This window comes from Sphingomonas sp. A2-49, from assembly GCF_025548555.1.
Taxonomy (GTDB): domain Bacteria; phylum Pseudomonadota; class Alphaproteobacteria; order Sphingomonadales; family Sphingomonadaceae; genus Sphingomonas.
In genome coordinates, this window is sequence record NZ_JAJLPA010000004.1 from 61,590 (window position 1) to 74,529 (window position 12,940).

Genomic DNA, 12,940 nt, shown 5'->3' on the forward strand with positions numbered 1-12,940 from the left:
GATTGGGGGACGGGCGATGAGGGCGACGGGCAAGACGGCGGTGTCGATCTGGACGATGGCGACCGCGCTGATCGCCGCAGGGGCCGCGGCGCAGACGCTCGGGCCGATCAACGCCGATCTGCCGGCGGGTGGCGAGGCGGTGCGTCAGGCGATCGGCGGCGACGGCGCGGCGCCGGTCGCAGCGGCCGACTGGACCCTGTCCGCCTGGGTCGAGGCGCGGTCGAGCGCGCCCGGGCTGGTCCGGATCGCCGGCTTCGGCAGCGACGGCGACGGGCCGCGCCGCATGCTGGCGTTTCAGGACGGCCGCCCCGCGATCGCCACAGAAGCCGGCACGGTCGCGGGCGGCGACCGGATCGCACCCGGCGGCTGGCACCTGATCGCGGCGACGTCGCGCGGCGGCATCGTGCGCCTGTTCGTTGACGGCCGCCCGGTCGCGGGCCGCGCGCTGGCGAGCGCCGCGGTCGCACCGGTCGCGACGCTGGCGCCGCGGATCGCCGACGCGCCGGTCTTCGCCGGCCGCGTCGCCGGCCTGCGCCTCGAATCCGACGCGGCCTCGCCTGCCGCATTGCGCGAGCGGGCGCGCGAGCGGCCCGATCCTGCACTGATCGCGTTCACACAGGGGAGCCCGCGCTGGCCCGTACAGGTGCGCCAGATGTACGGACAGGTGGCGCCGCAGGACGCATGGACCCTACCGCGTTCGCGCGCGCCGATCCCCGCGCCGGTCGCCAGACCGTTGCCGGTGGTGCGCGGCCCGGTCCGCCAGCCGGACGGCAGCTGGGCGATCGACGGCTGGCGCCTTGCCGAGGCGCCGAAGGTCGCCGCCGCGGGGGCGACGATCAGCCGCGCCGGGTTCGACGCCCGCCGCTGGTATGCGGCGACCGTGCCGGGCACGGTGCTGACGACGCTGGTCGATCGCGGCGTCTATCCCGATCCCGCCTATGGCCTCAACAACACCGTGATCCCCGAAGGGCTGGCGCGGCAAGATTACTGGTATCGCACCGAATTCGACGTGCCCGCGGAGGCGGCGGGCAAGCGGCAGACGCTCGTCTTCGACGGTGTCAATTACGCCGCGCAGATATGGGTCAACGGCGTGCCGGTCGGCACGATGCAGGGCGCGTTCGTCCGCGGCCGCTTCGCCGTGACGCTGGCGCCGGGACGCAACGCCATCGCCGTCCGGGTCTCTCCCCCGCCGCATCGGGGCCTGGCGCACGAGGAATCGATGACCGCGGGCGTGGGCGAAAACGGCGGCATGCAGATGCTCGACGGCCCGACCTTCGTCGCGACCGAAGGGTGGGACTGGATCCCGTCGATCCGCGACCGCAACACCGGACTGTGGCAGGGCGTGCGGCTGATCGCGACCGACGCCGTGGACCTCGGCGATACCCATGTCGTCACCAGCCTGCCCCGCGCCGACAATTCGATCGCGAACGTCGAGATCACGACGCCGGTCACCAATCGGTCGGCACAGGCCGTGACGGCGACGGTGCGGGCGGCATTCGACGACGTCGCGGTCGAACGGCAGGTGCGGCTGGCCCCCGGCGCGAGCGCCGACGTGGTGATGTCGCCCGCCGACTTTCCCGCGCTCGCGGTCCGCAACCCGAAACTGTGGTGGCCCAACGGCTATGGCGATCCCGCGCTGCACGCGTTGACGGTCACCGCCAGCGTCGACGGTGCGACCAGCGACGTGAAGACGACCCGCTTCGGCATGCGCCAGGTCACCTACGACCTGTCGCTGATGGACCGCGCCGGCGTGCTGGAGCGCGTCGGCATCGACCTGACCCGCGCCCGAGCGCTCGGCCAGCGGATCGTCGACGGCAGCCACGACGGCATCCGCAAGGTGCCGAACGGCTGGGCGGCGAGCCTCGTCCCCGGTGCGGAAACCAGTCCGGCGGTGACGCGGGTGAGCGACGCACCGGGCCTGTCACCGCATCTCGTCATCCGCGTGAACGGCGTAAAGATCGCCGCGCGCGGCGGCAACATCGGCATGGACGATTTCATGAAGCGGGTCGACCGCGCCCGGCTGGAACCGATGTTCCGCCTGCACCGCGACGCGCATCTCAATATCGTGCGCAACTGGGTGGGGCAGGACACCGGCGACACCTTCTTCGACCTCGCCGACGAATACGGGCTGATGGTGCTCAGCGATTTCTGGGAATCGACGCAGGACTATAACATCGAGGCGCAGGACGTCGCGCTGTTCATGACCAACGCGACCGACGTGGTGAAACGCTATCGCAACCACCCCTCGATCGTCGTCTGGTTCGGCCGCAACGAGGGCGTGCCGCAGCCCTTGCTCAACGAACGGCTGGAGGACCTGATCGCGACGGAGGACGGGACGCGGCTCTACATGGGCTCGTCCAACCGGGTGAACCTCCAGAATTCGGGACCCTACAACTGGCGCCCGCCGGTCGAATATTTCACCGAGCACGCCCGCGGCTTCTCGGTCGAGAGCGGTACGCCGTCGCTGCCGACGCTCGAGGCGTGGCAGCGCACCATGGCCCGGGCGGATCAATGGCCGATCGGCGACGCTTGGGCCTATCACGACTGGCACCAGACCGGGAACGGCGGGGTCAGGACCTATATGGACACGCTCGACGCCCGCTTCGGCGCGGGCACCAGCCTGCCCGATTTCGAGCGCAAGGCGCAGATGATGCAGTACGAAAGCTACCGCGCCATCTTCGAGGGCATGAACGCCGGACTGTGGACGGTCAATTCGGGGCGGATGCTGTGGATGACGCAGCCTGCCTGGCCGTCGTCGGCGTGGCAGATCTTCTCGTCCGACTACGACACCCACGCCAGCTTCTACGGCGTCAAGAAGGCATCCGAGCCGGTCCATGTCCAGATGAACCTGCCCGACGGCAAGGTCGTGCTGGTCAACAACAGCCTGGCCGACATCGCCGGCGCGACGGTGACGGCGAAGGTGGTCGACCTTGCGGGCCGCACGCTCGCGGAGCGTACGGCGACGATCGACGCACGGCACGAGGCGGCGAACCCCGCCTTCGCGCTCGACCTGCCGGCGCTGACCGCGAACGGCATGGTGCTGGTGTCGCTCAAGGCGACCGACGCGCGGGGCGAGGCGCTGTCCGACAATCTCTATTGGCAGGGCGCGAACGACGCCGCCTATCGGGGCCTGACGACATTGCCCGCGGTCGCGCTCACCGCCACCGCCGCCGGCCGCGCGATCGGCGACGAGACCGAGGTGCGCGTGACGCTCGCCAATCGCACCGCGACCCCGGCGATCGAGACCAAGCTGACGGTGATGAACGCCGACGGCAGCCAGGTGCTGCCCGCCTATTTCAGCGACAATTACGTATCGCTGCTGCCCGGCGAGACGCGCACGGTATCGGTCCGGTACCCCTCGGCCAAGGCGAAGGCGTCGCGCATCGCGTTGCGCGGCTGGAACGTCGCGGGCCAGGCGGAGCCGGTCCGTTGAGGGCGCTGCTGCTGCTCGCCGCCGCCGCCATCGCGGCCCCCGCCGCGGCGCAGACCGTCGCGTCCCCCGACGGGCGGCTGGTCGTGACGCTCGGCACCACCGCCGACGACCAGCCGAGCTATACGCTGCGCGTCGCCGGGCGCACCGTCATCGCCCCCTCGCCGCTCGGGCTGGAATTCGAACGCTACGCCAAGCTGTCGAACGGGCTGCGCGTCACCGCGACCGACGCGACCACCGGCGAGGACCGCTATGCGCTGACCGCCGGCAAGGTCGCGTCGGTGGCCGAACGCTACCACCAGATCGTCGTGCACATGGCGGAACGGGACGGCAGACACCGCCGCCTCGACCTGATCGTCCGCGCCTACGACACCGGCATCGCGCTGCGCTATGCGGTGCCGCGGCAGCCCGACCTGACCAGCCTGCGCCTCGTCAACGAGCTGACGCAATTTGCCTTCGCCGGCGATTACGCCTGCGCCGGCCTCAACCTCGGCAGCTTCGGCACCAGTCACGAGGGCGAATACGATCCCGTCCGCGCCAGCGCGATCCGCCCGCACAATCTGTACGAGCTGCCGCTCGTCTGCGACACGGGCGCGGGCGGCCCGACGATCGCCATCGCCGAAGCCGCGGTCGAGGACTGGCCGGCGATGTACCTGACCGGGATCGAAACGGGCGCGACCGGCGTCGCCGCCCGGCTGACCCGCCAGCCCGACGATCCCGCGGTCGCGGTGACGCGCGCGGTCGGGGACGGTGCGCTGTCGCCGTGGCGGGTGGTGATGGTGGCGCCGTCCGCCGGCACGCTGATCGAGAACACGCTGCTCACCAGCCTCAACCCCGCGCCGAGGGGGGATTTCAGCTGGGTGAAGCCGGGCAAGACCGCATGGGACTGGTGGTCGGGCCCGCTGCTCGCGGGCGTGCCGGTCGCCGGATCGAACGCCGCGACCGAGCGGGCCTTCATCGATTTCGCCGCGTCGCTGCGGCTGCCCTACATGATGGTCGACGAGGGCTGGTACGTGAACAGCGGCGGCGGCGGCACGCTGTACCCCGGTGCCGATCCGACGCGCCCGGTCGACGGTATCGACCTGCCCGGCCTCGTCGCCTATGGCCGGCAGCGCGGCGTCGGACTGATCCTGTGGATCCACTGGGCGCTGCTCGACCGCGACATGGAAAAGATCCTGTCCTACGTCGCGCGGCTCGGCGCGAAGGGGATCAAGGTCGACTTCATGAACCGCGACGATCAGGCGATGATCGGCTTCTATCATCGCCTCGCCGCCGCGACCGCGCGGCACCACCTGCTGCTCGACCTGCACGGGGCGACGCATCCCTGGGGGATGACGCGGACCTGGCCCAATTTCATCACGCAGGAAGGGGTGCTGGGCGCCGAATACAACAAGTGGACGCGGCGGATCACGGCGCGGCACAACATCACGCTCGCCTATACGCGGATGCTCGCCGGGCCGATGGACTATACGCCGGGCGCCTATCGCAATGCGGCGCCGGCGGACTTCCGCATCGCCGCGACGGGGCCGCAGGTGCAGACGACGCGGGCGGCGGAACTCGCCAAATACGTCGTCTTCGAAAGCCCGTTGCAGTCGGTCGCCGACAGCCCCGACGCCTATCGCGGCCAGCCCGGCCTCGACTTCCTCGCCGCGGTGCCGGCGAGCTGGGACGAGACGCGCTTCGTGTCGGGCACGATGGGCGAATCGATCGTCGTCGCCCGGCGCCGGGGCGACACCTGGTACCTCGGCGCGATGACCGATGCCGCGCGGACGGTGACGGTGCCGCTGTCCTTCCTTGCCCAGGCGACGCGCTACAGCGCGCGGGTCTGGGGCGACGGCGCCGCCGCCACCGACCTGGTGTCCACCGCCCGCCCGGTCGATGCCGCCGCGACGCTGACGCTGAAACTGCATGCATCGGGCGGCGCCGCCGCTATCCTCGCTCCCGTCCGCTGATCGCTCCCCCGGAGATTGTGCCCATGAAACTGATCCTCGCCGCCGTGATCCTTGCCGCGCTCGCCGGCCCCGTGCTGGCGCAGACCCAGCCGACCGCCGAACAGAAGGCGCAATGGGAGCGCGAGGCGGAGGAGCGGCTGCACCAGGACTTCGCGTGGCTGGGGCGCTATCGCGACGCCAACGCCGGCGTGACCGGGCCCGTCAATGTGGTCTTCATGGGCGATTCGATCACGCAGGGGTGGTTCGACATGGTGCCAGGCTTCTTCACGCCGGGGCGCCTCGGTCGCGGCATCGGCGGCCAGACGACGCCGCAGATGCTGCTGCGCTTCCGCCAGGACGTGATCGACCTCCACCCGCAGGTCGTGCAGATCATGGCCGGCACCAACGACATCGCCGGCAACACCGGCCCGATGACGCCCGAACAGACCAAGGCCAATCTGATGTCGATGGCCGAACTCGCCCGCGCGCACGGCATTCGCGTCATCCTCGCCTCGATCCCGCCGGCGGATCATTTTCCGTGGCGGCCGGGCCTCGACACCGCGACCAGGATCGCCGCGCTCAACGCGTGGATGAAGGATTATGCGGCGCGCACCGGCGCGACCTACGCCGATTACTGGACGGCCCTGCACGACGGCCCGGCGCTGAAGGCGAGCTGGACCTATGACGGCGTCCACCCGAACAAGGCGGGCTATGCGGTGATGGCGCCGGTGGCGGAGGCGGCGATCCGCAGCGCGATGGCGAAGCCCGCGCCGGCCGCGACCGCGCGATGAGCATCGCGCTCGCGCTGGCGCTGGCCGTCGCGGGGCCGGTCGTACGCACCGACGACGGTCCGGTGCGCGGCGAGGCCGCCGGCACGGGCGCGGTGTTCCGCGGCATCCCCTTCGCCGCTCCCCCGGTCGGTGCGCTGCGCTGGCGCGCGCCCGAACGGCCGCGGCGCTGGACGCAGCCGCGAAACGCGATCGCCACACACGCCGCCTGCCCCCAGGTCGTCTACGGCGACTGGAACCGCGCCGCGGCGGAAGCGAGCGACGAGGATTGCCTGTTCGTCGATGTCCGCACCCCCGACCTCGCCGGCAAGTTGCCGGTGCTGGTCTGGATCCACGGCGGCAGCAACCGCGCGGGCGCCGGTGGCGGCACGGTCGAATCGCGGATCACGGACAAGGGCATCGTCCTGGTCAGCGTCCAGTACCGCCTCGGCGCGCTCGGCTTCCTGTCGCACCCCGCGCTCAGCCGCGAACAGGGCGGGCACAGCGGCAATTACGGACTGATGGACCAGCAGGCGGCGCTGCGCTGGGTCCGGCGCAACATCGCGGCCTTCGGCGGCGATCCCGACCGGGTGACGATCGCCGGCGAATCGGCGGGGGCGATGGACGTCGGACTGCACCTGCTCAGCCCCGGCTCGCGCGGGCTGTTCCGACAGGCGATCGCGGAAAGCGGGACCGCCGGCTTCGGCACCGCGCCGCGCAGCCTCGCCGCCAACGAGGCGCTGGGCGCACGGATCGCGACGCGCGCCGGCCTGCCCGCGAACGCCACCGCGGCGCAGCTGCGCGCGCTGCCGATGGCGGCGGTGCTGGCGGCGGACGACAAGGTCGACGCACCCGGGCTCGACGACGACAGCTTCGTCTGGTTGCAGGCCGTCGTCGATGGCCGCGTCCTGCCCGATACGCCGGCACGGCTGCTCGCGCGCGGCGGCGCGGCGCCCGCGCCGCTGATGATCGGGGTCAACGCCCGCGAGCTGGGGCTGCACGGCGGCCTGTCCGCGGCGCGCGCGACGGTCCTGCGCGAATTCGGCGCCAATGCGCCCGCGGCGCTGCGGCTGTACGGCCTGCAACCGGGCGGCACGCCGGTCACCGATGCCCGGCTGGGCGACGTGACCGCGCAGCTGGCGACCGACCTCACCTTCCGCTGCCCGACGATCGCGGTGTCGGACGCGCTGACCGCGCACGGCGGCCGGGTCTGGCAATATCAGTTCGACTACGCCCCGCCCGGCGGCACGGTGAGCCATGCGAGCGAGCTCGGCTATCTGTTCAACCCGCCGCAGCCGGGGCAGCCGCCGCTCCAGGCCTATTGGGTCGATTTCGTGAAGACGGGCGACCCCGATGGCGCGGGCCTTGCCCACTGGCCGGCGTACGACCGCGGCCGCCGGGCCTATATGGCGTTCGACCAGGACGGGCCGGTCGTGAAGACGGGCCTGCGCCGCGCGATCTGCGCGCTGCGCGAGGCGCCCTGACGGCCGGCGATCAGTCGCCCGTCCACAGCCGCGCCGCGCCGCGGACGCCCGAACTGTCGCCCCATTTCGCCGCGACGATCCGCCCCTCCCAATCCCCGCCGAAGCTGTAGCGGTCGATCACCGCGGGCAGGCGATCGTAGATCTCCGCGACGTTGCTCATCCCGCCCCCCATCACGAACACGTCGGGATCGACGATGTTGGCGATCATTGCCATCGCCCGCCCCAGCCGGTCGACATAGGCATCGAGGGCCGCGACCGCCGGCGCGTCGCCCGCGCGGGCGGCGGCGACGATCGCCGGCCCCGCCAGCGTCCGGTCGGCGCGTGCCGCCATGTCCTTCTGCAGGCCGGTGCCCGATACCAGCATGTCGAGGCAGCCGTGCTGCCCGCACCAGCAGGCGGGACCGGGATATTCCGCCGCGGTCATCCACGGCAGCGGCACGTGGCCCCATTCGCCGCCCATGCCGTTCGCGCCCTCGACGATGCGTCCTTCGACCACCAGCCCGCCGCCGACGCCGGTGCCGACGATCACCGCGAACGCCGATCGCGCGCCCGCCGCCGCGCCATCGACCGCTTCGGACAGCGCCAGGCAGTTGGCGTCGTTCGCCATGCGGACGTCGCGGCCGAGGGCCGCGGCCAGGTCCTCGCGAAACGTGCGGCCGTTGAGGAAGGTCGCGTTGGCGTTGCGCATGCGCCCGTCGCGCGGGTTGATCGATCCCGGCGTGCCGATGCCGATCGTGCCCGCGGCGCCGGCCTCCGCCTCCGCGCGCGCGATCAGGTCGCGCACGTCGCGGATCGCGCGATCATAGTCGCCCGGATTGGGTGCCCGCACCCGCGCCAGAAATAGGCCGTCCGAATCGAGCGCCGCTGCCTCGATCTTGGTGCCGCCGAAGTCGATCCCGATCTGGATCATCCGTCATCCCCTTTCCTGCCGCCGGAACCCGCTGCAATGGTGGGAACTTCGCGCGGTGACGCCGACAGGACAGCCGACATGAAGATGCGGATGGCCTGCACGCCTCAATTGATATACATTGGTATGATACCTCGTAAATAATAAACGCAAATTGAAATAATTCCACTAGCTTGAGGCGACAATCGTCGTACCCATTCGGGTGACGAACGCTGCAAGCCTCTCTAGGGGATGCAGGACGCCATAGAGGATGGGGATGGAAATCAGCTTCGGCACCAAGGCCGGCCGGCGCGCCGAGCCGGTTCCGGCGGACGGGCGCGACGCCCGGCTGTCGCGCAGCCTGTCCGGGACCAACCTGGAACGGGCGGGCGACTATAACCTGCGCACGGTGTTGCAGGCGGTGCGGCTGAACGGCGACACGACGCGCGTCGCGATCGCGCAGCAGACGGGGCTGACCGCGCCGACGATCGCCAACATCACCGGGCGGCTGATCGACATGGGGCTGGTCCGCAACGCCGGTCGCATGCAGGGCGGTCGCGGCCAGCCGGCGCTGCGCCTTCAGATCAACCCCGATGGCGCGTTCGGCATCGGCCTCAACATCGACCGCGATCACCTGACGCTGGTGACGCTCGATCTCGCGGGACAGGTGCGCAGCCGCGCCAGCCGCGAAATCGCCTTCGCCATGCCCGACGACGTCGTCGCCTTCGTCACCGAAGAGATCGACCGCGTCATCGCCGAAGGCGGGGTCGACCGCGACCGCGTGCTCGGAATCGGGGTGGCGATCCCCGACGACCTCGGGCGGATCTGCCTGCCGCATCGCCCGGCGGGCTACGACCGCTGGACCGGCGTCGACCTGCCGGCGCTGCTGTCGGTGCTGCCCTGGCCGATCCATTGCGACAACGATGCCGCCGCCGCTGCCCTCGGCGAGGCCGAATATGGCACGGCGTTCGACAACCCCAGCTTCTTCTACCTGCTCATCAGCGCAGGGCTCGGCGGCGGGCCGGTGATCGACCGGTCGTACCATCGCGGCGCCAACGCGCGCAGCGGCGAGATCGGGCTGATGCCCGACACCACCGGCCGGCCGGGCGCAACGGTGCAGGACACCGTGTCGCTGTCCGCGCTGCTCGCCCGGATCGAGGATGCGGGGATCGCACGCCCCGATCTCGATACGCTCGCGGGCGACGATCCGCGGATGGCGGCGGTCGTCGACGGCTGGCTCGCGGACGCGGTGCGCGCACTGACCGCGCCGCTGGTGGCGATCAACTGCCTGCTCGATCCCGATGCGATCCTGATCGGCGGCCGGCTGCCCATGCCGCTGATCGAACGGCTTGCCGAGGGGCTGACCGCGGCGCTCGACGCGGTGCCGCAGCCCTCGCGCGCGGCGATCATGCCGGCGGTGATGGCGCAGGACGCCCCCGCGATCGGCGCGGCGATCCTGCCGTTCCTGGATCATATCCTGCCGTCCGATTCGATCCTGATCCAGAGCGGCCGGCAGTGACCGCGCGCGCATTGCTCGCGGCCGTCGCCGCCGTCGCCCTGGCCGGCACTGCGCCGGTGCCGGAACCCGCCGCCAGCACGATCCGCGTCAGCCAGATCGGCTATGAGACGGGCGGCGCGAAGGTCGCGGTCGTCGCCGGCCTTTCCGGACCGCAGCCGTGGCGCCTGCTCGATGCCGCCGGTCGCGCGGTCGCGCATGGCGAGACGCGGCCATTCGGTACCGACGCCTCGTCGGGCGAGGACGTGCAGCGGATCGATTTCGGCGCGGTCGTCGCCCCGGGCGCCGGCTACCGCCTCGCGATCGGCGACGTCCGCAGCCAGCCGTTCGCGATCGCCGAGCGCCCGTTCCTCGCACCCGCGACCGCGGCGATGGGCTTCTTCTACCAGCAGCGCAGCGGCGTGCCGATCGACGCGCGCTACGTCCCGCGTCCCGATCTCGCCCGGGCGGCGGGGCAGCCGCGCGAGCGGGTGACCTGCTTCGCGGGTACCGACCAGCGCGGCGTGCGCTGGCCCGGGTGCGATTACCGGCTCGACACCACCGGCGGATGGTATGACGCGGGCGATCACGGCAAATATGTCGTCAACGGCGGCATCGCGGCCTGGACGCTGCTCGACCTGCACGAACGGCTCGCCGCCTGGGGGGATTCCGGCGCGTTCGCCGACGGACGCCTCGCGCTGCCCGAGCGCGGCAATGGCGGCGACGACCTGCTCGACGAGGCGAAGGTAGAGGTCGCCTTCCTCCTGTCGATGCAGGTGCCGGCGGGCCAGCGGCTGACGGTGGCCTTCAGCACCGACACGGGCAAGCCGGCGGGCGACTTCCGCACGATCGATGCCGGCGGGCTGGTGCATACCAAGGTCGCGGACGAGCGGTGGACCGGGCTGCCGATGGCGCCGGCGGACGATCCGATGCGGCGCTTCCTCTATCCGCCCTCGACCGCCGCGACCTGCAACATGATCGCGGTGGCGGCACAGGCCGCGCGGATCTGGCGCGAGCGCGATCCCGCCTTCGCCGCCCGCGCGCTCGACGCCGCCCGCAGGGGCTGGGCCGCGGCGCAGCGCGTGCCCAACCTGTACGCCAGCTCCGATTTCACCGGCAGCGGCGGCTACGGCGACCGGCATATCGACGACGAACGGTTCTGGGCCGCGACGCAATTGTTCGTCACGACCGGCGATCCGGCGCTGGCGACGGCCATCGAGCAATCGCCCTTCCTCCGCGACGACAGCGTGGACTTCGGCTGGGGCGGCACCGCCCTGCCCGGACTGATGACGCTCGCCACCGTCCCCAATGCCTTGCCGCCCGCGACCGTCGCCGCGATCCGCGCGCGCATCGTGACGCTCGCCGACCGGCTGCTCGCCGAACGTGCGCGCAGCGGCTATCGGTTGCCGATGGCCGGCGCCAATTTCGGCTGGGGGTCGAATTCGACGCTGCTCAACCGCGCGATGGTGCTGGGCGTGGCGTGGCAGATCACGCGCAACCCCGCCTATCGCGACGCGGTCGCCGACGTCGCCGACTTCGTCTTCGGCCGCAACGCGCTCGACCGGTCGTTCGTCACCGGCTTCGGTGCACGGACGGTACACCAGCCGCATCACCGCTTCTGGGCGCATGCCGCCGACGCCCGCTATCCCGAACCGCCGCCGGGCGTGCTGTCGGGCGGGCCGAACGCGGGCGCGCGCGAGGACGATACCGGCGGGCTGAAGGGCCGGTGCGTCGGCCAGACCTGCTGGCGGGACGACTGGCGCGCGTTCACGATGAACGAGGTCGCGATCAACTGGAACGCGCCGCTGGTCTGGGTCACCGCGTTCATCGACGCGACGCGGGTCAGGCGCGCCCCAGCGCCCGCATGAGATAGCCGCGGATCAGCTCGCTCCGCTCCCGCGAGGGCGTGTCGAGCACGCCGCGCGCCGCGGGTGGAAGGTGATCGGCGGCGGATGCCGCGTCGCCTCCGAAGACATATTGGTCGAACCATCCGCGCACCGCCTCGCGCTCCCCCGGCGGCAGGTCGCGCACCGCGAGCAGCGCGTGGATCAGCGCCGCGAACGGCGACGCCGCCGCCTGCTGCCCCCACCAGTAATTGACCAGCAGGTTGAGCGGCCCGGTCGCGGTCACGTCGTGCCACCACAGTGACGGCACGAAGATCGCGTCGCCCGGCGCCAGATCGGCGACCTGCATCGCCGCCTGCGCCGCGGCGAAGCGGGGATAGCGCGCGAGGTCCGGCGCCTCCAGATCGACCATGCTGGTCGGCTGGCCCGCGATCGTCCGGTCGAGCGGCCCGACATAGAGGTTCGGTCCCTGATCGGGCGGGAACAGCACGAAGCGTCGCCGCCCCGCCACCACCGCGGCGATGTTGCTCGACACGTCATAGTGCGTCGACACGCGGCTGGCGTTGCCGATCCACAGCCGCGGCACGGCGTCGGGCGTGGCGAGCGGCAGCGGGTTCGCCTCGACCCAGCCGGGAAAGGTATCGGGCGCGGTCGCCGCGCCGGCATAGAGCGCGGGCGGCGCAGGATCGTCCGCCTGCGCGACGAGCTGGTCGAGCAGGATCGGCAGCAGGATCTGCGCACGGGTGAAATTGAACCCCGACAGGTCGGGGGTGTAGAAGAACCGCCCGCGCTCGTCGGGCGCGGCGACCATGACATTGGCCGGCCGCCCGCCGTCGAACCGGCGGAGGTAGGCCGCCATCGCCGCAACGCCGCCCAGCCCCGCCGCGACCGCCGGCCAGTGGCGGACGAGGCCGCGCAGGACGACGGGGCGATAGGCGGGCACGACCTCCGCGGCGAATCGCTCCGGCGTGACGTCGTGCAGTTCCGCGACGCGTGCCGCGGCGGCGATGGCGCTGTTCATGACGGACCCCGTGCTGGCGATGGCATGCCCCACCCTAGCCCGGCCCCGCCGCGTTGCCGATACAAGGAAGGGTGGGCGGCCG

General features: G+C 71.8%; 8 protein-coding genes. 6 read left to right on the forward strand and 2 right to left on the reverse strand.

Annotated elements, in window-relative coordinates; translation table 11 throughout:
• Positions 1-16: 16 nt before the first annotated feature.
• Genes LPN01_RS06375 through LPN01_RS06390 form a run of 4 tightly spaced genes read left to right on the forward strand, consistent with a single transcriptional unit; the run spans position 17 to position 7,612 of the window.
• A complete protein-coding gene (locus LPN01_RS06375) occupies positions 17-3,433 on the forward strand; it encodes a glycosyl hydrolase 2 galactose-binding domain-containing protein (protein ID WP_262827527.1) in 3,417 nt (1,138 codons plus the stop codon).
• Positions 3,430-5,382 (forward strand): glycoside hydrolase family 97 protein, encoded by a 1,953-nt coding sequence (locus tag LPN01_RS06380; protein ID WP_262827528.1) that lies wholly within the window; start codon positions 3,430-3,432, stop codon positions 5,380-5,382. Before LPN01_RS06375 ends, LPN01_RS06380 begins: the two co-directional genes overlap by 4 nt.
• 23 nt (positions 5,383-5,405) lie before the next feature.
• Entirely contained in the window at positions 5,406-6,152 is a 747-nt protein-coding gene (locus LPN01_RS06385) for an SGNH/GDSL hydrolase family protein (protein ID WP_262827529.1), read from the forward strand.
• Complete coding sequence (locus tag LPN01_RS06390) at positions 6,149-7,612, forward strand: carboxylesterase/lipase family protein (RefSeq protein WP_262827530.1); 1,464 nt, start codon at positions 6,149-6,151, stop codon at positions 7,610-7,612. The genes LPN01_RS06385 and LPN01_RS06390 overlap by 4 nt, the downstream gene beginning before the upstream one ends.
• Before the next feature lie 10 nt (positions 7,613-7,622).
• On the opposite strand, the gene LPN01_RS06395 is transcribed toward LPN01_RS06390, so the two are convergent.
• Complete coding sequence (locus LPN01_RS06395; protein ID WP_262827531.1) at positions 7,623-8,522, reverse strand: ROK family protein; 900 nt, start codon at positions 8,520-8,522, stop codon at positions 7,623-7,625.
• 253 nt (positions 8,523-8,775) lie between these two features.
• Between LPN01_RS06395 and LPN01_RS06400 the strand changes: the two genes are divergently transcribed.
• Together LPN01_RS06400 and LPN01_RS06405 are read left to right on the forward strand one after the other, a co-directional pair.
• Positions 8,776-10,017, forward strand: a complete 1,242-nt coding sequence (locus LPN01_RS06400; RefSeq protein ID WP_262827532.1) for an ROK family transcriptional regulator — start codon at positions 8,776-8,778, stop codon at positions 10,015-10,017.
• Positions 10,014-11,861 (forward strand): glycoside hydrolase family 9 protein, encoded by a 1,848-nt coding sequence (locus LPN01_RS06405; RefSeq protein WP_262827533.1) that lies wholly within the window; start codon positions 10,014-10,016, stop codon positions 11,859-11,861. Before LPN01_RS06400 ends, LPN01_RS06405 begins: the two co-directional genes overlap by 4 nt.
• Here LPN01_RS06405 and LPN01_RS06410 read toward each other — a convergent pair.
• Positions 11,836-12,858, reverse strand: a complete 1,023-nt coding sequence (locus tag LPN01_RS06410; protein WP_262827534.1) for a cupin-like domain-containing protein — start codon at positions 12,856-12,858, stop codon at positions 11,836-11,838. The genes LPN01_RS06405 and LPN01_RS06410 overlap by 26 nt on opposite strands.
• Positions 12,859-12,940: the final 82 nt, after the last annotated feature.